The sequence below is a fragment of the Azospirillum sp. B2RO_4 genome, from assembly GCF_051124815.1.
Lineage (GTDB): Bacteria > Pseudomonadota > Alphaproteobacteria > Azospirillales > Azospirillaceae > Azospirillum.
In genome coordinates this window covers 1643868-1664920 of record NZ_CP118485.1, presented here as the reverse complement: position 1 = coordinate 1664920, position 21053 = coordinate 1643868, and the positions used below count along the sequence as shown (strand labels likewise).

The 21053-nt window shown below is 66.9% G+C and carries 16 protein-coding genes; 10 read left to right on the top strand and 6 right to left on the bottom strand.

Going from position 1 to position 21053, the window contains the following annotated elements; translation table 11 throughout:
* Positions 1 to 3: 3 nt before the first annotated feature.
* From PWS46_RS07875 to PWS46_RS07845, 7 genes are all read left to right on the top strand, one after another.
* On the top strand, positions 4 to 2157 hold the full coding sequence (locus PWS46_RS07875; protein WP_434613403.1) for a PP2C family protein-serine/threonine phosphatase: 2154 nt from the start codon (positions 4 to 6) through the stop codon (positions 2155 to 2157).
* A gap of 104 nt (positions 2158 to 2261) precedes the next feature.
* Positions 2262 to 2600 (top strand): STAS domain-containing protein, encoded by a 339-nt coding sequence (locus PWS46_RS07870; protein WP_434613400.1) that lies wholly within the window; start codon positions 2262 to 2264, stop codon positions 2598 to 2600.
* Between the two features lie 75 nt (positions 2601 to 2675).
* Positions 2676 to 3077 (top strand): response regulator, encoded by a 402-nt coding sequence (locus tag PWS46_RS07865; protein ID WP_149198456.1) that lies wholly within the window; start codon positions 2676 to 2678, stop codon positions 3075 to 3077.
* A gap of 268 nt (positions 3078 to 3345) precedes the next feature.
* A complete protein-coding gene (locus PWS46_RS07860) occupies positions 3346 to 4710 on the top strand; it encodes a BON domain-containing protein (protein ID WP_434613397.1) in 1365 nt (454 codons plus the stop codon).
* A 245-nt stretch (positions 4711 to 4955) separates the two neighbouring features.
* The gene (locus tag PWS46_RS07855) at positions 4956 to 5564 is read left to right on the top strand and encodes a TetR/AcrR family transcriptional regulator (RefSeq protein ID WP_295828225.1); all 609 of its coding nucleotides are present in this window, start codon (positions 4956 to 4958) and stop codon (positions 5562 to 5564) included.
* A 42-nt stretch (positions 5565 to 5606) separates the two neighbouring features.
* A complete protein-coding gene (locus PWS46_RS07850; protein ID WP_434613394.1) occupies positions 5607 to 6878 on the top strand; it encodes an efflux RND transporter periplasmic adaptor subunit in 1272 nt (423 codons plus the stop codon).
* Positions 6875 to 9994 carry an efflux RND transporter permease subunit gene (locus PWS46_RS07845; protein ID WP_434613391.1) on the top strand — a complete coding sequence of 1040 codons (3120 nt, stop codon included), beginning with the start codon at positions 6875 to 6877 and terminating at the stop codon, positions 9992 to 9994. The genes PWS46_RS07850 and PWS46_RS07845 overlap by 4 nt, the downstream gene beginning before the upstream one ends.
* Before the next feature lie 20 nt (positions 9995 to 10014).
* Here PWS46_RS07845 and PWS46_RS07840 read toward each other — a convergent pair whose 3' ends face one another.
* Positions 10015 to 10479, bottom strand: coding sequence for a hypothetical protein (locus PWS46_RS07840; RefSeq protein ID WP_434613389.1), 465 nt, complete (start codon positions 10477 to 10479; stop codon positions 10015 to 10017).
* 374 nt (positions 10480 to 10853) lie between these two features.
* On the opposite strand from PWS46_RS07840, the gene PWS46_RS07835 reads away from it, so the two are divergent.
* Entirely contained in the window at positions 10854 to 12734 is a 1881-nt protein-coding gene (locus PWS46_RS07835; protein ID WP_434613386.1) for a PAS-domain containing protein, read from the top strand.
* A 45-nt stretch (positions 12735 to 12779) separates the two neighbouring features.
* Here PWS46_RS07835 and PWS46_RS07830 read toward each other — a convergent pair whose 3' ends face one another.
* Both PWS46_RS07830 and PWS46_RS07825 read right to left on the bottom strand, forming a co-directional pair.
* Positions 12780 to 13085 (bottom strand): helix-turn-helix domain-containing protein, encoded by a 306-nt coding sequence (locus tag PWS46_RS07830; RefSeq protein ID WP_434613383.1) that lies wholly within the window; start codon positions 13083 to 13085, stop codon positions 12780 to 12782.
* Positions 13086 to 13275: 190 nt separating this feature from the next.
* On the bottom strand, positions 13276 to 13815 hold the full coding sequence (locus tag PWS46_RS07825; protein WP_434613380.1) for a hypothetical protein: 540 nt from the start codon (positions 13813 to 13815) through the stop codon (positions 13276 to 13278).
* Between the two features lie 243 nt (positions 13816 to 14058).
* On the opposite strand from PWS46_RS07825, the gene PWS46_RS07820 reads away from it, so the two are divergent.
* Positions 14059 to 14271, top strand: a complete 213-nt coding sequence (locus PWS46_RS07820) for a hypothetical protein (RefSeq protein WP_109149942.1) — start codon at positions 14059 to 14061, stop codon at positions 14269 to 14271.
* A gap of 80 nt (positions 14272 to 14351) precedes the next feature.
* Here PWS46_RS07820 and PWS46_RS07815 read toward each other — a convergent pair whose 3' ends face one another.
* Positions 14352 to 17855 carry an indolepyruvate ferredoxin oxidoreductase family protein gene (locus PWS46_RS07815; protein WP_434613376.1) on the bottom strand — a complete coding sequence of 1168 codons (3504 nt, stop codon included), beginning with the start codon at positions 17853 to 17855 and terminating at the stop codon, positions 14352 to 14354.
* Positions 17856 to 18113: 258 nt separating this feature from the next.
* Positions 18114 to 19178 carry a response regulator gene (locus tag PWS46_RS07810; protein WP_434613373.1) on the bottom strand — a complete coding sequence of 355 codons (1065 nt, stop codon included), beginning with the start codon at positions 19176 to 19178 and terminating at the stop codon, positions 18114 to 18116.
* A gap of 378 nt (positions 19179 to 19556) precedes the next feature.
* On the opposite strand from PWS46_RS07810, the gene PWS46_RS07805 reads away from it, so the two are divergent.
* A complete protein-coding gene (locus PWS46_RS07805; RefSeq protein ID WP_434613370.1) occupies positions 19557 to 20117 on the top strand; it encodes a hypothetical protein in 561 nt (186 codons plus the stop codon).
* 139 nt (positions 20118 to 20256) lie between these two features.
* Here the strand turns inward: PWS46_RS07805 and PWS46_RS07800 are convergent.
* A protein-coding gene (locus PWS46_RS07800; RefSeq protein ID WP_434613367.1) for an IS5 family transposase occupies positions 20257 to 21011 on the bottom strand; the annotation gives its coding sequence in 2 pieces (ribosomal slippage) (positions 20257 to 20690 and positions 20690 to 21011; 756 coding nt in all).
* Positions 21012 to 21053: the final 42 nt, after the last annotated feature.

The following is a 21053-nucleotide window of genomic DNA, read 5'->3' as shown; positions in this document are numbered from 1 at the left end:
CCCATGCTGCTCCAGACCCGCATCATTCTGTTCGTGCTCGCCACCGTCACCATCGTGGCCGGCCTGCTTCTCGGTTTCGCCGCCCTGCGCGAGGACGCCGCCGACGAGCGTGCGCGGGAACTGGAACTGGCTCGGCTCGAAACCTCCTGGCAGCTCGCCGTCTCCGGCGCCGTCGGCCGCATCGACCAGGGACTCGGCCGGCTGGCCGGCGATGCCGAGATCGCCCGCGCGGTGGAGGTGGAGGAGCGCGGCGCGCTCGATCGCCGGGTCGCCGCGCTGGGGATTCTCGCCGCCCCCGCCACCGGCGGCATCACCGACATCAACCTGCTGTCGAAGACGGGCGACCTGCTCTACAGCAGCGATCCGGCCTTCGATCCGGCGCCGCTGCTGAACCGCGGCGCGCTCGACGCCATCCTGTCCGGGCAGAAGCTGGCGCGGGGCGTCCGTCTGGTCGATGGCGAGCGTCTTGTGGTGGTGGCCGGCGTGCCGATCTATGCCGGGACCGGGGCCGGCGGCGGCGCGGGCAGCGGGGCCGGCGTCACCGGCGCCGCAGTGGCCGGGCTGGATTTCGTCGCGGCGCTCGACGTGCTGCGGCGGACCACCGGCGGGCGCGTCTTCGCCGTCGGCCGCAGCGGTGCCGCGCTGGATGGCGAGACCGATCCGCTCTGGCCGGCGGTCAAGCCGCTGGTCCGCCCGGCGGAGCGCAGCATCACCCATGTCGCCGACGGCGGGCGCCGCTACGCCCTGGCCAGCCTGCCGGTCGCCGATCTCGCCGGCGGGCGCGTCGCCACCGTGCTGATCGCCACCGACGTCACCCAGGCGGTGGAGGAGCAGGCGCTGTGGTCGGTCGCCTATGTCGCGGCGGTCGGGCTGGTGCTGCTGGGCGCGCTGGGGCTGCTCTACGGCTTCCTGCGGCGGAACTTCTCCACGCTCGACGGGGCGGTGAAAGCGTTGCAGGACCTCTCCCACGGCCGGTCGATGGGCTATGTCGAGCTGCCGGCCGGCAATGACGAGATCGGCCGCATCGCCGGCGCGGTGGAGGTCTTCCGCGGCGTGATGCGCGAGATCGAGCGCAGCGCCGGCCAGCGCGAACGCCGCCTGCGCCGCCAGCAGCGCTTCATCCGCCGCCAGATGGAGGCGCTGGCCGTCACGCTGGAGGAGGATGCCCGCCAGACCCTGCTGGAGGAGCTTCGCCAGATCGAGGCGGAGACCCACGACGCACAATCCTCGCAATCCAAGGGGGTGGGCGACGAGCTTGGACTGCTGGCGCTGGGCTTCTCCCGTCTGGCGACGCGGGTCAGCACCCAGCAGGTGCAGCTGACCCAGATGGTGCGCGACCTGCGCGAGGCACTGGAGGACAAGCGCCGCCTCATCAGCCTGCAGCAGGAGCTGGAGATCGCCCGCACCATGCAGCTGACCATCCTGCCCCAGGTCTTCCCCGATCTGGCCGAGCTGGACATCGCGGCGCGCATGATCCCGGCCAAGGAGGTCGGCGGCGATTTCTACGATTTCTTCCCGATCTCCGAGCACAAGGTGGCGCTGGTCATCGCCGACGTGTCGGGCAAGGGCATCCCGGCCGCCTTCTTCATGCTGATCACCCGCACGATGCTGCGCGCCATCGCCGAATCGGGCGTCGGCCCGGCGGAGACGATGCGCCGGGTCAACAACCTGCTGGCGGCGGAGAACGAGCAGATGATGTTCGTCACCGTCTTCTATGGCGAGCTGGACCTGCGCACCGGTGTGCTGGCCTATTCCAACGGCGGCCACAACCCGCCGCTGCGCATGACCGCGTCCGGCGCGGTGAAGGAACTGGAGCGCACCCCCGGCATCGCGCTGGCCGCCATGCCCGACATGCCTTTCGGCGAGAAGAGCCTCATGCTCGACACCGGTGACATGGTCTTTCTGTTCACCGACGGCGTGACCGAGGCCTTCAACGGCGAAAATGTGATGTATGGCGACCCCCGCCTTGCCGCCGCGGTCGCCGGCCAGTCCAGAGCGTCCGCCCGCGACGGGCTGGACGGGGTGCTGACCGACGTGGCCCGCTTTACCGCCGGCGCGCCGCAGTCCGACGACATCACCTGTCTCGTCCTGCGCTGGCGCGGGGCGGCGGACGCTCCTGTGTCCGCCCTGGCGGCGCTGTCCGATCCGGTCGCCTGACGGCCGCGTTCGCGAGGAATCGTTCGCCGCACCGCGAATGCGTCGTCGGACGTCCGCCGACATGGTATAAGCACCAACGTGGTAAGACGAGGCGAGGGCAGGGTATGAACATCACCGAACAGTCGGTCAACGGCGTCACCGTTCTGCGGGCGGAGGGTCGGATCGACAGCGGCAATGCCGGCGAATTCGAATCGGCTCTGCTGTCGGCCATCGGCGCCGAGGGCACGCGGCTTGTTGTCGATATGGCTCAGCTTTCCTACATCAGTTCAGCCGGGCTTCGTTGCCTGCTCGTCGCCGCCAAGGCGGCTCGGACGAAGCGCGGCTCGATCGCCCTTTCTGCCATGGCGCCGCACATCCGCGAGGTGTTCGACGTCAGCGGCTTCTCGTCCCTGTTCGAGATCCACGCCGACGCGTCTGCGGCGGTCGCGGCGCTCGGCGGGTGAGGGGATAAGGGGGCGGGCTTCCGCCGGCCGTTGCCGGCTTTTCGATAAGGCGGTTCCCCAAAAGGAACCGGGTGTATGATGGGAAGTGCCATTCGGCCCAACATCCTGGTCGTGGAGGATTCTCCGGCCGTCCGCCTGTCCGTCGCCGGCTATCTGGAAGGGCGCGGCTTCGAGGTGACGGAGGCGGAGAACGGACGCGCGGCCATCCGCGCGCTCGACCGCCGCAGCTTCGACCTGATCGTCACCGACGTGCTGATGCCCGAGGTCGACGGAATCGAACTCATCAAGGCCGCGCGCAACGCCCAGCCCGAGGTGAAGATCCTCGCCATGTCCGGCGGGGCTCCCAACATGCCGGCGGGCTATCTCTTGAAGATGACCCGCATGTTCAATGCGGATGAGATCATCTACAAGCCCTTCCTCAATGAAGAGTTGGGGGCCGCGGTTGCCCGTCTGCTCGACCAGCCGCTGCCAAATTAAGCAGATCGACGCGCCTGCCCAATAATGGGGCGCAAAAGAAAACGGCTTCGGTGCATGAAGCGCCGAAGCCGCAAGTGATGCGTGGAACCAACCGCTCTCCACCACGCAAGCGCCGTGCCAGAACTCCCGGAGAAGCCGGGGGCCGGCCCCTGAAATTCCGGAACGCCGATTGACCGCTCCTGTTGTTCGGGGAAGGACGGGCTCGCCCACGCCATTCGTGGCGCGAAGCCCGCATTCCAAGAATCCGGAAATGAGGGAGCCGACCACGATGGCGCAGTACGAAAATCGGTGGCGGGGCGAAGGCCGCGATTGGCGCGACGACGACCGGGAGCCGAACCGGCATCGCGACTGGGGCGAGGGGCCGCAGCACAGCGGCGGCTATGGCCAGGACGATGACCGCCGTCACGAAAGCATGTATCGCCCGCAGGGCCACCGCCACCAGGACGAACAGGGCCGCAGCTACCGTGATGCCGGCTATGGCGGGCGCGTCGGCAACGAATCCGGCGGCTATGGCCGTGAGTCCTATTCCGACAGCGACGACCGCCGCCGCGACAATTCCCGCGAGATGGAGCGGGTCTATGACCGCAACTTCGGCGGCGGCCGTAACATGAACCGGGGCGGCTACGGCGCCGGTTACGGCGGGGGCTCCGGCGGCAGCGGCTATGGCGGCTATGCCGGAGCCGGCAATGCCGGAACCGAGGGGAACTATACCAGCCGTGACATCGGCAGCGCCGATTACCGCGACCGCGATTACGGCGTGCGCCCCTATGGCGAGAACGACCGCGGTGTGCGTGACTACGGCTCGCGCGGCTATGGCGGCCGGGAGTATGGCGAGCGCGACCGTGGCGACTGGAGCCGGCGCGACTTCGGCGGCCAAGGCGGTGGTTACGAGCGTGACGACCGCAATCGCTCCTGGGGTGAGGACCGTGGCAGCATGTTCCGCGGCGGGGAAAGCCGCGGCGACTATGGCGGCGGCTACGCCGACGACCGGTACGAGCGCCGGGGCGACGACCGTGGCCGGAACCGTGACCGCGGCTTCTGGGAACAGGCCGGCGACGAGATCGCCTCCTGGTTCGGCGACGACGATGCCGAGCGGCGCCGCCACGAGGACGAACGCCGTGCCGCCCAGCATAGAGGTCGTGGGCCACGCGGCTACAGCCGCTCCGACGAACGGGTGCGCGAGGATGTCAGCGACCGACTGACCGACGACGCCTATATCGACGCCTCCGACATCGAGGTGACGGTCAGCGGCGGCGAGGTTACGCTGACCGGCATGGTCCCCGACCGCAACACCAAGCGCCGGGCCGAGGATGTCGCCGAATCGGTGTCCGGCGTCTCTCACGTGCAGAACAACCTGCGCGTCCGCAGCCAGACAGGAAGCCAGAGCGGCACGGGCTGGGGCGGCTCCACCGGCGCCGGCGCCTCCGCCATGGCGGCCGCGGGCAGCGATACCACTTCCACGTCGATGAACCGGACGACCGGCGGCCATCAGGGCTCCGACACCACCACCGGCGCCGCCGGCACCAGCGGCGGGCCGGCGGCGGCCTCGGCCGGCACCGGTTCGATAGCCGGCTCGACCACCGGCGTGACCGGCTCAACCGGCACCGGCCGCTCGCCCTCCACGCGGGGCTGACCGGCAGGCCTCCCGTTCCGACGCAAGGGCCCGAAGCCCGGCCTCCCAGGCATCTCCGCCTGGGCGGGTCGGGCTTCGCGCCCTTTTTCGTGAGGGATCGGCGCCTGCCGCGGTGACGCTGTCAGCCCCTTGCCGGGCAAGGGTTTTCGGCAGATGACGCGGAATTCATTTTTCTTGGAGACTGGTTCCTTGACACTCTAAGGATCTCGACTATCGTCAGTTTTTGAAACCCGTGAGTTCCATTCATGCCTCTTGATGCGGAAGAGATACCTGACTGGCGCGCTCGGCGGCGCGAGGTGATCCTCAACGCCGCGGCGGAGCTGTTTGCCGGCCGCGATTACGCCTCCGTCCAGGTTGAGGAGGTGGCAAAGCGTGCCGGCGTGGGCAAGGCCACGCTCTACCGTTACTTCCCCTCCAAGGAAGAGCTGTATCTGGAATCGCTCGAACGGGCGCTGGGTGGGCTGGAGCACAAGCTGAACGTCGAACTGGCGCCGCAGCAGGTTCCCGCCTCCGTCCGCCTGTCGGCGATGGTCTCCGCCCTGGTGAACACGCTGAGCGAGCAGTTGCAGACGTTGAAGCTGCTGGGCGGCGACCAGTCCGATCTGGCCGACCGTACCCGCCGCATCCTGCGCCGCCGCAGCCAGCGCAGCGCGACGGCCCTGCAGCAGGTCCTGGCGGAAGGCATGCAGTCCGGCGAATTCCGCAAGATCGACCTGGAAATCGTGCCTCTGCTCATCATCGGCATGGTCCGTGGCGGGATCATGCAGGTGGACGATCGCCCGCGCGAGGCGTTGGAGCGCTCCGTCATCGATTTTCTGATGTCCGGCATAACCAATCTGCCCCCCTTCATATAAGCGTTTGCCGGCCACAGGCTCCGGCGACTGGAGTCCCATCCGATGAGACGGTTTTTCCTGGTCCTGCTGATCGCCGCACTGGTCGGCGGCGGCGGGTACTACTGGTATGCCTTCCACAATGGCGGGGCGGGCAGCGGGACCGCCGGGGACGGGGCCAGGAAGACCCAGGCGCAGGCCTCCGCCCGCACCGTGCCGGTGGTGACGCAGAAGGTGGCGGTGCAGGCCGTTCCTGAACAGATCGTCACCATCGGCAGCGTCCAGCCCATCGCCGCCATCGCGATCAAGGCCCGCGTCGACAGCGTTGTGGAGACCGTGAACTTCACCGAGGGGCAGGAGGTTAAGGCCGGCGACACGCTATTCACCCTCGATAGCCGCTCGCTCGACGCCCAGTTGCGTCAGGCCCAGGCCAATCTGGAACGCGACCGCGCCAACCTGGACAAGGCCAGGGGCGACGTGAAGCGCTATGGCGAGCTGGTGCGCACCAGCGCCATCTCCCGCACCACCTACGACGCCGCCGTCGCCACCGCCGACGCGCTGGAAGGGACGGTGAAGGCCGACCTTGCGGCGATCGAGGCGGCGAAGGTGTCGCTCAGCTTCACCCGCATCACCGCGCCGATGGACGGCCGCACCGGCACGATCACCGCCAAGGTCGGCACCATGGTCCGTGCCGCCGACGCCAACCCGCTGGTCACCCTGACCCAGCTTCGCCCGATCAACGTCGCCTTCAACGTTCCGGAAAAGCATCTGCCGGCGATCCGCGCCGCGATGGCCGCCGGCTCGCTTCCCGTCGCCGCCAGCATCGCCGGCAGCCACGGCGAGAAGGCGGAAGGCAAGCTGTCCTTCGTCGACAGCCAAGTCGATCAGCAGACCGGCACCATCCTGGTGAAGGGCGAGTTTCCCAACGCCGACACCCGGCTGTGGCCGGGCCAGTTCGTCGACACCGTCCTGACCCTGCGGGTCGAGCAGGACGCACTGACCATCCCCGATCTGGCGGTGCAGACCGGCCAGAAGGGCCGCTTCGTCTATGTCGTCAAGCCCGACGAGACGGCGGAGGTCCGCCCCGTCACCATCGAGCGCAGCCATGGCGGACTCAGCGTCGTCGCCTCCGGCCTGCAGGCGGGGGAGCGGGTGGTGGTCGACGGCCAGTCGCGCCTGTTCCCCGGCGCCAAAATCAGCGAGCGCGCCGGAAAGCCCGCCACTCCGCCGCCCGGCGAAACGGCTGAGGGCGGCCGGCGGCAGGGCTCCGCCGCCAAGGGCTCCGCTGTTGAGGAGACTGCCGGCACCCGGACGCAGACCGCCGGGGGTGCGACGTGAACCTTTCCGAACTCTGCATCCGCCGTCCGGTGATGACCATTCTCCTGACGGCGGCGCTGGTGCTGAGCGGTCTGGCGGCCTACCGGCAGTTGCCCACCGCGGCGCTCCCTCGGGTGGATTTTCCGGTCATCAGCGTCAGCGCCAGCCTGCCCGGCGCCTCGCCGGAGACGATGGCGGCCTCCATCGCCAGCCCGCTGGAGCGCGAGTTCTCCACCATTGCTGGCATCGACACCATCACGTCGAACAGCACGCTTGGCAGCACCAGCATCACCATCCAGTTCGTGCTGGAGCGCGACATCGACGCGGCGGCGGCCGACGTGCAGGCGGCCATCGCCCGCACCCAGCGCCGGCTGCCGGCGGAGATGACGACCCCGCCCAGCTACCGCAAGGTCAATCCGGCCGACCAGCCGATCCTGTTCCTGTCGCTGAACTCGCCGACGCTGCCGCTGGCCCGGCTGAACGACATCGCCGAGACGCTGATCCAGCCGAAGGTCGCGACCCTGCCGGGCGTGGCCCAGGTGCAGATCTACGGCTCGCAGAAATATGCGGTACGGGTGCAGGTCAACCCCAATGCGCTGGCGCTCCGCGGCATCGGCATCGACGAACTGCAGAAGGCGCTGGCCGCCGCCAACGCCAACACGCCCGTCGGCACCCTGACCGGCCAGCAGCAGCAGCTGGTGATCGCCGCCAACCCGCAGCTTCCCGACGCCGACGCCTTCCGCCAGCTGATCGTCGCCTATCGTAACAACGCCCCCGTGCGGCTGGGCGACGTGGCGAAGGTGCTGGACAGCGTCGAGAACGACCGCACCGCCAGCTGGCTGAACGGCACCCGCAGCATCATGCTGGCGGTGCAGCGCCAGCCCGACGCCAACACGGTCGACGTGGTCGACCGCGTGCGCGAACTGGTGCCGGTGTTCCAGGCCCAGCTTCCGGCCTCGGCCGCCATCCAGGTGGTCAACGACCGCTCGCAATCGATCCGGCAGGCGGTGGAGGACGTGCAGTTCACCCTCGCCCTGACCATCGTGCTGGTCGTTCTGGTGATCTTCCTGTTCCTGCGCCGGCTGTCGGCGACGCTGATCCCGGCGCTGGCCGTGCCAATCTCGCTGATCGCGACGGCGGGCGGCATGCATTTGCTGGGCTTTTCCGTCGACAACATTTCGCTGATGGCGCTGACTCTGGCCGTAGGCCTCGTGGTGGACGACGCCATCGTCATGATGGAGAACATCGTCCGCTACGTCGAAGAGGGGATGAAGCCGTTCGAGGCCGCGATCAAGGGCTCGCGCGAGATCGGCTTCACCATCCTGTCGATCACCCTGTCGCTGGTCGCGGTCTTCATCCCGATCCTGCTGATGGGCGGCGTGGTCGGGCGGCTGTTCCATGAATTCGCCCTGGTGGTGACGATGGCGATCGCGGCCTCGGCCTTCGTGTCGCTGACGCTGACGCCGATGATGTGCTCGCGCTTCCTCACCCATGCCCATGACCAGAAGGAAAACTGGTTCGGCCGCACGCTGGAGGCGGGCTTTTCCGCCCTGCTGAACGGCTATGGCCGCACCCTGCGCTGGACCCTGCGCCACCGGCCGCTGATGGGGCTGGTGATGATCGGCACCATCGTCGGCACCGTCCTGCTCTATCAGGCGATCCCCAAGGGCTTCTTCCCGACCGAGGACATCGGCCAGATCTTCGTGACGACGGAGGCACGGGCCGACATCGCCTTCCCGGCGATGGCGGAGCGGCAGCAGCAGGTCGCCGCCATCGTCAAGGCCAACCCGGCGGTGGTGGACGTCATCTCCTCCGTCGGGACCGGCGGCAACACCGGCAACATGGGCCGCATGTTCATCACCCTGAAGCCGCGCGACGAGCGTCCCTCGGCGACTGAGGTGATCCAGCAGCTTCGCCGTCAGGTCGCCGGCATCCCCGGCATGGCGGTCTACATGCAGCCGGTGCAGAACCTGCGCATCGGCGGCCGGTCGTCCAAGAGCCTCTACCAATACACCATCCAGGGACTGGATCTGGACGAGCTGTACCAGTGGTCCGACCGGCTGGAGCAGGCGCTGCGCGGCATCCCGATCCTGCAGGACGTGACCAGCGACCTTCAGCTCAACAACCCGCAGGCCTATGTCCACATCGACCGCGAGAAGGCGGCGACGCTGGGCATCGGCGTCGATCAGGTGCGCTCCACCCTCTACAGCGCCTTCGGCCAGCGGCAGGTCTCGACCATCTACACCCCCAGCAACGACTATCAGGTGATGATCGAGCTGGAGCCGAAGTACCAGGGCGACGACAGTTCGTTGTCGCGCATCTATGTCCGCTCCGCCACCAGCGGCAAGCTGGTTCCGCTCGACGCCTTCGCGCGGGTGGAGCGCACGGCCGGCCCGCTGGCGGTGGCGCACCAGGGGCAGCTTCCCGCCGTCACCCTGTCCTTCAACCTCGCCCCCGGCGCTTCGCTTGGCCAGGCGGTCGACCTGATCCGCGGGGCGGAGCGCGAGATGGGGCTGCCCGCCACCATCACCACCGGCTTCGCCGGCACCGCGCAGGTGTTCCAGGACGCCCAGTCGGGGCAGGCCCTGCTGTTGGCGGCGGCGGTGCTGGTGATCTACATCGTGCTGGGCGTGCTGTACGAGAGCTTCATCCACCCGCTGACGATCCTGTCCGGCCTCCCCTCGGCGGCGATCGGGGCGCTGGCGACGCTGATGCTGTTCGACGTCGAACTCAGCGTCATCGCCATCATCGGCATCCTGATGCTGATCGGTATCGTGAAGAAGAACGCGATCATGATGATCGACTTCGCGGTAGAGGCCCGGCGCAACGGCATGGCGGCGCGCGACGCCATCGAGCAGGCCTGCCTGCTGCGTTTCCGCCCGATCATGATGACGACCATGGCGGCGATCATGGGCACCCTGCCCATCGCCATCGCCCACGGCGCCGCCGCGGAACTGCGCCAGCCTTTGGGCCTCGCCGTGGTCGGCGGGCTGTGCGTGTCGCAGGTGCTGACGCTCTACATCACGCCGTCGCTCTACCTCTACATGGAGGATTTCGGCCACTTCGTCGGCAATCTGTTCCGCAGCCGCAAGGCGGACCTGCCGCATGGTCCGATGCCGGCCAGTGGCGACGATTGAGGGGGCAAACGTCCGGAACCTTACACCGCGATCTGCGTGACCATCGGCGTGTTCACCCCGGCGTCGGCGCGACGGTAGGCGTCGATGGCTTCCGACCAGGGTTCGATGGTCAGGCCGCTGCCCATGGCTTCCTGATGGATGCTTTGCGCGACATAGCCGGCATTGGGAAGGGCGTTCAGCGGCACCGGCCCGCCATTGACCGGGCCGGCATCCTCCGCTGCACCGCCGATGGCAAATCCGCCAGTCGATCCGCGGGACGATTTCGCCCGTGTCGCCGTCGACTCGGCATCGGCGCGCCCGCTACCCTGCAGAGCGTCGCCGGTCTCCTCGGTGCCGTCCTTGCCGCGCTTGCGTTCCTCCTCGCCCGGAATGCGGCGGATCGGCTGGATCGCCGCGGCATCGCTCGCCAGCATCTGACGCAGCTTCGCGAGGCCCGCGTTGGGCGACGCGCCGGTCGGTGCGGGAAGGGCGGCCAGTCCGGACAAGGGGCGGTTACCTCAGAACAGCCGGTGGAACACGGGAGTAAGCGCAGCATCGCTCAGGCAGTATCGCTCATCCGGCGATCTTGCACAAACCACCTGCGATTCGAAACAGGGTAGTGCGGCAAAGGTTCCGAAATAATTAAAATGCCCCACAAATGTCCCCGGATTGCGACTCCATGGCGCAGAGGAGAACTCGGCAGGAAGAAATGGGGCTGTTACAGTAGCCCCTTCGATAGCGGACCAGCAAACCGATGGATGGCGCGCAGACCTTGCCAGCCCAGATTCCCGACCTTCCCCAGAGTCCTGAATATCCGGCGACCAGGCCCCTTCCGGGTGATGGACCTGGGCCGGAGCCCGTAACCGGCGACGATCTCGCCGTGCTGGCTTTGGAGCAGATGGACCAGGGCGTGATGCTGGTCGATGCCGACCTGACGGTGCGCGTCATCAACGGCCGGATGTACGAGATGTTCGAGGTGCCGCGCGGCTACATGCCCGGCGCCGACTATGCCCGTATCGTCCATTACCTTGCCCACCGCGGCGAATACGGCCCCGGCGACCCCGATGCCGTCGCCGCCCGCCAATTGGATCGTGCGCGCCGCGCCGACCCGCCCCTGTACGAGCACCGCCGCCCCAATGGCCGGGTGCTGGAGGTGCGGACCCGACCGACCTCCGGCGGCGGCTTCGTCCGCACCTACTCAGACGTGACCGAGCGGCGGCGGGCGGAGGACGACCTCGCGATCCAGCGCCATCTGCTGCGCCTGACGCTGGAGAATATGGGGCAAGGCATCGTCCTGCTCGACCGCGACCTGCATTACATCGCCTGGAACAGCAACGCGCTGGACATACTGGGCGTGTCGGAGGAGGAGATGCGCGCCAACCCGGCGTTGCCCGACGTGGTGCGACACCAGATTGCCAGCGGCATGGTCGGACTGCCTTTCGGCGCTCCCGATCTCGGCGATGATCTGGACGCCAAGACTGCTTATCTGATGGACCGCATCGGCCGGCCGGAGAGCGAGTTCGTCTATGCCCGGCCCCAGGGCGACGGCCGCTTCATCGAGGTGCGGGTGGTACCGCTGCCGGACGGCGGGCAGGTGCGGACCTTCACCGACATCACCGACCGCCTGATCGCCGACGAGGCGCTGCGCCAGAGCCGAGAGATCCTGACCGGGGTGATCGACGCCATCCCGGCCCTGATCGACGTGAAGGACCGCGACGGCACCGTCCGCCTGACCAACCGCTACTACCGCGAGACCTACGGCCCCGCCGCCGCCCCGCCGCCGGGGCCGGCCACCGACCGTGCCGTCGCTCTCGACCGGCTGGTGGTGGACAGCGGCCAGGGTGTCCCTTTCCACGAGGACCGCGCTCCCGACGGCGACGGCGCGATGCGCGACTGGCTGACCACCAAGATGCCGCTGACTGACGATGACGGCGAGGTCACCCACATCGTCACCGTGGCCCTCGACATCACCGCAAGGAAGCGGGCGGAGGCCGAACTGCGCGACGCCCAGGCCAGCCTGATCCAGGCGGAGAAGCTGTCCTCGCTGGCCCAGTTGGTCGCCGGCGTGGCGCATGAGGTGAACACCCCCATCGGCGTCACCCTGACCGCCATCTCCCATCTGGCGGATGAGGTCGGCCGCATCCGCAACTTGTTCGAAGAGAACCGCATCCGCCGCAGCGATTTCCAGGACTTCCTGGACGTCGCGTGGGAATCGACGCGGATGATCCTGTCGAATGTGGAGCGTGCCACCGGCCTGATCCAGAGCTTCAAACAGGTCGCCTCCGACCAGGCCAGCGGCGAACGCCGTGCCTTCGACCTCGCCGCCTATGTCGACGAGATTCTGCTGAGCCTGCGCCCGCGCCTGCGCCGCACGCGGGTGACGGTTGAGTTGGACATCCCCACCGGCCTGATCGTCGACGGCTATCCCGGTTCCTTCGCGCAGGTGCTGTCGAACCTGATCATCAACGCCCTGGTCCACGCCTATTACGAGGGCGAAACCGGCCGCATCCTGCTGTCCGCCCGCGAGCAGCCGGCTGGCTGGATCGAGATGCATTACGCCGACGACGGCAAGGGCATCCCCGCCGACATCCGCTCCCGCATCTTCGATCCTTTCTTCACCACCAAGCGCAGCCTGGGCGCCAGCGGTTTGGGCCTCAGCATCTGCGCCAACATCATGACCGGCACCATGCGCGGCAGCATCGCGCTGGAGGACGGTGAGGGGAAGGGAACGCGCTTCGTGCTGCGGTTTCCGGTGGGGTAGGGGGCTGTTGGAGAGGGGCGGAGAGGTCCCCGGTTCCGCCGTCCGTCAGGCCGCCTTATGTGCCACGACGACAGCCGCCAGTGCCGGCTCCCGTTTGATCACGAACAACAGCGTTTGAACCGCCGTATCCGGGACGGTGCGGCTTTGCTCCCAATCGCGCAGCGTGCCGACCGGGAAGCCGAAGCGAGCGGTGAACTCCGTCTGGGTAAGGTTCAGCTTGGCACGGATTCCGCGGATGTTGACGCCACCGGCCGGGTGAATGGGCCGCACCAGTTCCGGCGGCGCATCGGAGAGGTCTGGCGTCGCGTCGGGATCGTCGGCGATCTGGCGGGCGATTTCCTCATCCGTCATCGCGTCGATACGCGTGAGGTCGAATATCGCGGCGTATGCGGCAGCCCGCTGCTCGGGGGGGGAGATGGTCAGCCATATCTTTATTGCTTTCTTTCTGATTTCTTAGTGTTCTTGATTAATTCACAAAATTTTTTTTGGTATCAAGAATGTTGAGGACAAATAGGGAATCCAGTGCAAGAAAAACTATTTCCTATTTCATCCTGTATATCTTTCCGTTATAATGTTCTCCGCCGATAAAAACTTTTGGAGAGGCGTTCTCGATTAAAAATATTTTCACCTCCGGCCTATAGGCATACTTATAGCGATACATCTGGCAAACGAATATCATCCCATTTTGTAGCTTGTAGGGTTTTTCATAATCGCATCCTTCAAATGTATCCAGAATCCGCGTTGAAACAACAGAGCCATTGTGCAGGTAGGCTTCTATTTTTTCATTGTCTATTGTAATAACATTTCTCCCCTGCGCTATTATCCTCGGATAAAATGCGAAATGATAGTTATAATCTTTGCATTCAAGTATTCCTCCACCTTCGATTTCAAATAATTTTCCGTATTCGCACCCATCGAATTCCCCGGAAATGGTGAATTCTGATGCTGCTATAGCGTTGATGGGGAAAATCACGATAGAAAATATTATTGAAGCCACATTGATGTAATTTTTATTCATCGACATCCACCCTATAAATACGCGAGCATCGAAAATGCATAGAGCTTTTTTGTTTGCCTGCATCTTCTTCTTTCTAAGATTCGGGAACAATCCTTAGCAGAAAACAATACCACTTTCGGCTAATTAAGGCCAGGGTTTGAGCTCCTGTCTGATCTTCGTTTTGCATCGCTTTCTCTGGATAAGGTGAGCACAGCTCCAACGACCGCATTGCGAATTCGCAATGCCACCCGCCCCCCAACCTATTAGCCTGTGCTCATATCTTTCCTCAAAGCCGCGCGTCAGCGGCGCCGGAATGGAGCACATGCCATGGCCACCCACGCCGACCTGAACGCCCCGATCTATGAGCACTTCAACCCCGGCATCTTCGTGCTCGGGCTGCTCGCCGCGGCGTTGATGCTGCTGATCCTGCCGATCGGCTTCATTTTCCACCCGAGCATCGTGCTCTACGCGGCCCTGCTCGGCACCGCGCTGTTCTTCGTCGCGATCTGGAAGATGACCGCCGGGTCGAAGCGGCCCTGAAAAAAGGAAGGAGCCCGCCCCGGCATCACCGGGGCGGGCTCCTTCGCTTCACATTACCTCACTGAACGACCCGAACCACCTCACTCCGCCGCGATCGGCTGCGGGGCGGCGACCGGGGCGCGGAAGGTCTCCAGCAGCTTGGCTTCCTTCGCCTTCGCCGCCGCCACGTTGCGGGCCTTCACCGGGCCGTAGCCGCGCATCTCCATCGGCAGCGAGGCGATCTCCACCGCCAGGGCCAGCTTCTCGCGGGTCAGGCCGTTCAGCAGTTCGCCGACAACCGCCTCATAGTCGGCGATCAACTGGCGCTCCTGCCGGCGCTCGGCGGTGCGGCCGAACGGGTCCAGACGGGTGCCGCGCAGGCGCTTGCCCTTGGCCAGCAGGCGCAGTGCATGCAGCATCCACGGGCCGAAGGTCTTCTTCTTCGGTTCGCCACCCTCCTCGTCGGTATCGCCCATCACCGGCGGGGCCATGTGGAAGGTCAGCTTCCAGTCGCCTTCGAACATGCGCTGCACATTCTCGACGAAGCCGCTGTCGGTGTAGAGGCGCGCCACCTCATACTCGTCCTTGTAGGCCATCAGCTTGAAGTGGGCGCGGGCGACCGCCTCGGTCAGCGCGGTGGAGCCGGGGACCTTCTGCTGCTCCGTCCGGCGGGTCCAGTCGATTAGCGCGTGATAGCGGGCGGCGTAGGCGGCGTCCTGGTAATCGACCAGGAAGCGGTGACGGCGCTCGATCACCTCCTCCAGGCTGCCGGACGGACGGCGCTGGTCGAGCAGCAGCGATTGCGTGGTCTGCACCGGCTCCTGCGGCTTGGCGGCGGCCTCGACGGCGGCCAGATCGACGGCGGCGCGGCGGCCCCACTGGAAGGCGTCGAGGTTCAGCTTCACCGACACGCCGTTCAGTTCGATGGCCTTCAGGATCGACTGCTCGGTCAGCGGGATCAGCCCCTTCTGCCACGCATAGCCCATCAGGAACGGGTTGGCATAGATGCTGTCGCCCAGCAGCGCGGTGGCCAGCTTCGTCGCGTCGAAGGCGTCGACATTCGACTCGCCGCCGCAGGCCTTGCGGATGTCGCCGACCAGATCGCGCACCGGGATCACCATGTCCGGCTTCTTGATGAAGTCGGCGGTGATGCTGTCGTGGGTGTTGATGACGGCGCGGGTGCGGCCGGGGGTCATCTTCGACAGGCCGTCGCCGGCCGCCGCGACGATCAGGTCGCAGCCCAGCACCGCGTCGGCGCCGCCGGCAGCAATGCGGACGGAGTGGATATCCTCCGGCGTGTTGGCGATGCGGATGTGGCTGGTCACCGCGCCGCCCTTCTGGGCGAGGCCGGTCATGTCGAGCACGCCGACGCCCTTGCCCTCGATGTGGGCGGCCATGCCCAGCAGCGCGCCGATGGTGACGACGCCGGTGCCGCCGACGCCGGTGACATACAGGCTCCAGGTCTTGTCGAAGGCCGGGATGACGGGGGCGGGCAGGGCGGAGGCGTCGGCCGACTTCGCCGCCGCCGGCTTCGGTTTCCGCAGCTGCCCGCCTTCCACCGTCACGAAGCTCGGGCAGAAGCCCTTGGTGCAGGAATAATCCTTGTTGCAGCTGGACTGGTCGATCTGGCGCTTGCGGCCGAACTCGGTCTCCTGCGGGATCACCGACACGCAGGACGACTTGGCGGAGCAATCGCCGCAGCCTTCGCAGACCAGCTCGTTGATGACCACCCGCTTGGCCGGGTCGACCATCTTGCCGCGCTTGCGGCGGCGCCGCTTCTCGGTGGCGCAGGTCTGGTCATAGATCAGGACGCTGACGCCGGGGACCTCGCGCATCTCCTTCTGCACGCGGTCGAGGTCGTCGCGGTGCTCGACGTTGGCGTATTGCGGCAGGCCGCTGTTGATGCCGTACTTCTCCGGCTCGTCCGAGACCACGGTGATGCGCTGGACGCCCTCCGCCCGCAGGACGTTGGCGATCGACTGCACGGTCAGCGTGCCGTCGAAGGGCTGGCCGCCGGTCATCGCGACCGCGTCGTTGAACAGGATCTTGTAGGTGATGTTCACCTTGGCGGCGATGGCCTGACGGATCGCCAGGATGCCGGAGTGGAAATAGGTGCCGTCGCCCAGATTGGCGAAGATGTGCTTTTCGTCGGTGAAGGCGGCCTGACCGACCCACGGCACGCCCTCGCCGCCCATCTGGGTGAAGGTGTCGGTCGAGCGGTCCAGCCACGTCGCCATATAGTGGCAGCCGATGCCGCCCAGCGCGCGGCTGCCCTCCGGTACGACGGTGGAGGTGTTGTGCGGGCAGCCGGAGCAGAAGGTCGGCTTGCGCACCACACGTGCCACATGGGCCTTCTGCTTCTCCTGCGCGTCGAGGAAGGCGATGCGGCGGACGAGATTCTCGTTGTCGATGAAGCGCTGCAGGCGGCGGCCGATCACGACGGCGATCTGCGCCGGGGTCAGCTCGCCGGCACTGGGCAGGATCCACTCGCCCTCCTCGTCGAACTTGCCGACCACCTTCGGACGGACGTCGGGGTTCCAGTTGTAAAGCTGTTCCTTCAGCTGGTTCTCGATGACCGCGCGCTTTTCCTCGACCACGACGATCTCTTCCAGGCCCTCGGCGAAGTGGCGGACGCCGTCGCGCTCCAGCGGCCAGGGCATGCCGACCTTGTAGACGGTGATGCCCCAATCGGCCGCCATCTCCTCGGTGATGCCCAGCTCGTCGAAGGCCTGGCGGACGTCGAGATAGCTCTTGCCAGTGGTGACGATGCCAAAGCGCGGACGCGGGCTCTCCATCACCACCTTGTCCAGCTTGTTGGCACGCGCGAACGCCAGGGCGGCGTACAGCTTGTGCTTCATCAGCCGGTGTTCCTGCTCCAGCGGCGGGTCGGGCCAGCGGATGTTCAGGCCGCCCGGCGGCATCGGGAAATCGGCGGGGATGACCGGGGACACGCGGTGCGGGTCGATATAGACCGACGCCGAGGTGTCCACCGTCTCCGCGATCGTCTTCATGGCGATCCAGCAGCCGGAGAAGCGGCTCATCTGCCAGCCGATTAGGCCGTAATCCAGGATCTCCTGCACCCCCGACGGGTTCAGCACCGGGATCATCGCGTGCATATAGGCGTGTTCGGACTGGTGCGGGAAGGTGGAGGATTTGCAGTTGTGGTCGTCGCCGGTCAGCACCAGCACGCCGCCATGCTTCGAGGTGCCGGCCGCGTTGGCATGCTTGAACACGTCGCCGGAGCGGTCGACGCCGGGGCCCTTGCCGTACCACATGGAAAAGACGCCGTCATACTTGGCGCCCTTGAACATGCCGACCTGCTGGCTGCCCCAGACGGCGGTGGCGCCAAGCTCCTCGTTCACGCCGGGCTGGAACTGGATGTGGTTCTTTTCCAGGAACTTGCGGGCGTTCCACAGATTCTGGTCGAAACCGCCCAGCGGCGAGCCGCGATAGCCGGAAATGAAGCAGCCGGTGTTCAGCCCGGCGGCGAGATCGCGCTGGCGCTGCATCATCGGCAGGCGCACCAGCGCCTGGGTGCCGGTGAGGTAAACGCGACCCTCTTCCAGCGCGTACTTGTCTTCGAGTGAGACAGTTGCGAGCGCCATTCTTCATTCCCTCCCATCGGTCGGCAGCCTGGCATACTCCTGCACGGAGTGCTGGGGCGTCGATTTGTTCGCTGGGCAAAAAGGTAATGAAGGCTGTCTTATATCGCAACGCCTGTGGCCGGCCGGATCGCAAAAAGCAAGGATCGGCCGGCAACCGGCGGTCTTCCGTAACGGAGCGTATGGAATGCCCTGCCTTGCGGAAATTCCCGCTCCGCTCACCTCTCGCCCAGAACCTGTCCAAGCGATATGGGGACGGACTCAGCGGCCGGTGAGGGGGGACTTGCCCGGAGGCGTCGGGCTGCCGCCTTCGGGCCAGCCGCCGAAGTCGGTGTGGCCGCGGGCGGCCAGGGTGCGGACGCTGGCGCGCAGCGTGCGGATCAGGCACAGCGCCACCGCCATCGACTGGGTGCCGCCATCCGACCCCACCAACCATCGCAAGGCAGCGGCATGGGCCTGCAGGGCGTCGGTATAGCCCTCGACATCCGGTTCCACCCAGGTGACACAGGTGGACAGCGACGCGACGATGGAGGACGCGGCGGAATCGCCGGCGGCGGCGATCTGCAGGTCGGACAGGGCGTGGCGCAGCCGGCTGCCGATCGGGTCGGGCCGGTCGATGGCCGCCTCCAGCTTGTCGAGCGCCAGCAGCAGCCGCACCCGCTTCGGATCGTCGCTGCGCATGGTGGCGGCGCTGCGGTCCGGTGGCGTCACCGAAGCCGGGACGGCCGCGGGCGGCATCGGAGGCGGCAACTGCGGCGCGCCATTAACCACCGGGCGCGGAGCCGCCGGCCGGGGGGCGGGCAGGCCGGTGGCGGAGATGCCGCCCTGGTCGGCCGGACGTGCTGAGTTCGGGCGGCTTTCGCCGCGGGTCGCGGTTCCGTCGGTGGTCGCACCGGTGGCCCCTCCGCTGGAGGTGCGCGGCGTGCCGTCGCGGCGGTTCAGCACCGCGTCGATGCGCCGGGCCAGCGTGGCGGCGGGTACAGGCTTTGCCAGCACGGAATCGGCGCCGGCATCCCAGGCGCTGCGCACGGTGGCGAGGTCGGCGTTGGCGGTCAGCACGATGATCGGCATGTTGGGCCGCAGGCTGCCCGGTGACTGTCGGATCCACTGGATCAACTGCGCGCCGCCCACCGGCTCCATCACCCAGTCGGTCACCATCAGGTCGAACACCTCGCGCCGCAGGGCGTCCTTGGCCTCCTGCCCATTGGCGACCGCGGTGATCTGGCCGACGCCCCACAGACCCAGCATGTCCTTCAACGCCCGCTGCAGCAGCGGATTGTCGTCGACAATCAGGATCTTCACGGGGGAGGCGGGGCGCTTCGTCATGGAGTGGTTCCGATGATGCGGCTGTGTCTGTCCCCATATCCGCCTCGCCCCGCTGCTTTTCATGGGATGGGGACGGGTAAGCGACCAATGAGACGTCCCCTGCACCGTTGGGTGGACCGGGTTATCCCCGCAGCCGTTCGAAAGGGTAGCCTGTCGGCGGAGCCACCCCTTTCGATGCGCCGCCATGGGTGTGGCGCATATCAGAAAATACTGATGATGGTGGACTGGCCGCCCCCGCACTCCTATGATTCCCGCCGGTCTCCTGTGGGAAAGGGCGGTGCGATGGACGGCGGTTGCGGTGGCGGTTCCTGTGGCGGAGGGTCCTGTGGTGGCGGATCATCCCGTCCGTCCGGTGGGCCGGAAGACCTGAAGCACACGATGCGGATGGCGATGGTGGTGAACGGGCTGCTTGGCGCCCTGCTGCTTGCCGCCGCCAATGCGACGCAGGCGGTCTCGCTGTGGGCGGCGGCGCTCTTGGTGCTGAACCACGCCGCCGGCCACGCGGTGACCCTGGCCGGCACGGGGCAGCGGCCCGAGCTGCGCGCCCGGTTGTCGCTGCTGCAGGGGGTGGTGCTGGCGGTTGCCGCCGTGGCTCTGGTGGTGACGGCCGGGCGCAGCATTGCCGGCATGGCGATCCCGGACGTGCCGCTCGCCAGCCTTGCCCTTTTGCTGGCCATCGGCGTGACGGTGGCGACCGCGACCCTGCTGTTCGCCAACCGGCGCGGCACGCTGACCCTGCGGGCGATCTGGCTGTGCTCGCGCAAGGACGTTCTGCCGCTCGCCGCCGGTCTGGTCGGGCTGGCGGCAAGCTGGCTTCTGCTGGACGGCGCGCCCGATGCGCTGGTCGGCGCTGGCGTGGCGGCGGTTCTGCTGGCCGGCGCCTGGGGGCTGCTGCGCGGCGGGGTGGCGGGTGAGGGATTAGCGGGACGGTCACGCTAACCCCCACCTATCCTCCCCCGCTGGGCGGGGGAGGGACTGCCGCCACTCTCCCGCCTAAGCACTAATCCCCTCCCCCGCCCAGCGGGGGAGGGTTAGGGTGGGGGTCTAACTTCTCAACCGCGAACCCTAGGGCGTGTCGTCAGTTGAGCCAGATGACAGCCGACACGAGGTAAACAGCCGCCAAAAAAGTGCTGGCAAGCTTGTCGTATCGAGTGGCAATGGCTCGGAAGCCCTTCATCTTGTTGAAGAATCGCTCGACGAGATTACGTTCGCGGTACAAGGCGAAATCGGTATCGCGGGCGATCAGCCGATTCGCCTTGGACGGGATGACGGGGACGATGTCGCGCTCCTTCAAGGCGTCGATCAAGGCGTCGCCATCATAGGCCTTGTCGGCGATGAGGGCCTGCGGCTCGACCGCGTCGAGCAGAGGGGCGGCTTGGCTGAAGTCAGAGGCCTGACCGGGGGTCAGGGAGATCGCCACCGGGTTGCCCAAGGCGTCCACGATGGCATGGATCTTCGTCGTCAGCCCCCCTCGTGATCGGCCGATGGCTTGGCAGGCGCCCCCTTTTTTCGCGCCCCGGCGCTGTGCTGGTGGGCGCGGACGATGGTCGCGTCGAGCATCATGTACTCGTTGTCGCCATCCTCGGCCAGGGCCTTGAAAAGGCGCTCGAACACCCCGCTCTCGCACCAGCGGCGGTAGCGGCGGTGGGTGTTCTTCCAATCCCCGAACCGGGTGGGCAGGTCGCGCCAGGGAATGCCAGCCCGGTAACGGTACAGCACCGCCTCGACAAACAGCCGGTTGTCCTTCGCCGTCCCCCCGACATGGCCCGCCCGCCCCGGCAGAAAAGCCTGGACCCGATCCCACTGGTCGTCGCGCAAAGCATAGCGTCGCATCCGTCGGCCCTCCCGTCAGCCGACCTTCTATGAATCACGCAT

Bases quoted from the DNA above. Each gene is read 5' to 3' on its own strand.
- PWS46_RS07875 (WP_434613403.1), top strand. From the start codon at position 4: ATGCTGCTCCAGACCCGCATCATTCTGTTCGTGCTCGCCACCGTCACC.
- PWS46_RS07870 (WP_434613400.1), top strand. From the start codon at position 2,262: ATGAACATCACCGAACAGTCGGTCAACGGCGTCACCGTTCTGCGGGCG.
- PWS46_RS07865 (WP_149198456.1), top strand. From the start codon at position 2,676: ATGATGGGAAGTGCCATTCGGCCCAACATCCTGGTCGTGGAGGATTCT.
- PWS46_RS07860 (WP_434613397.1), top strand. From the start codon at position 3,346: ATGGCGCAGTACGAAAATCGGTGGCGGGGCGAAGGCCGCGATTGGCGC.
- PWS46_RS07855 (WP_295828225.1), top strand. From the start codon at position 4,956: ATGCCTCTTGATGCGGAAGAGATACCTGACTGGCGCGCTCGGCGGCGC.
- PWS46_RS07850 (WP_434613394.1), top strand. From the start codon at position 5,607: ATGAGACGGTTTTTCCTGGTCCTGCTGATCGCCGCACTGGTCGGCGGC.
- PWS46_RS07830 (WP_434613383.1), bottom strand. From the start codon at position 13,085: ATGACGGATGAGGAAATCGCCCGCCAGATCGCCGACGATCCCGACGCG.
- PWS46_RS07825 (WP_434613380.1), bottom strand. From the start codon at position 13,815: ATGCAGGCAAACAAAAAAGCTCTATGCATTTTCGATGCTCGCGTATTT.
- PWS46_RS07820 (WP_109149942.1), top strand. From the start codon at position 14,059: ATGGCCACCCACGCCGACCTGAACGCCCCGATCTATGAGCACTTCAAC.
- PWS46_RS07815 (WP_434613376.1), bottom strand. From the start codon at position 17,855: ATGGCGCTCGCAACTGTCTCACTCGAAGACAAGTACGCGCTGGAAGAG.
- PWS46_RS07810 (WP_434613373.1), bottom strand. From the start codon at position 19,178: ATGACGAAGCGCCCCGCCTCCCCCGTGAAGATCCTGATTGTCGACGAC.
- PWS46_RS07805 (WP_434613370.1), top strand. From the start codon at position 19,557: ATGCGGATGGCGATGGTGGTGAACGGGCTGCTTGGCGCCCTGCTGCTT.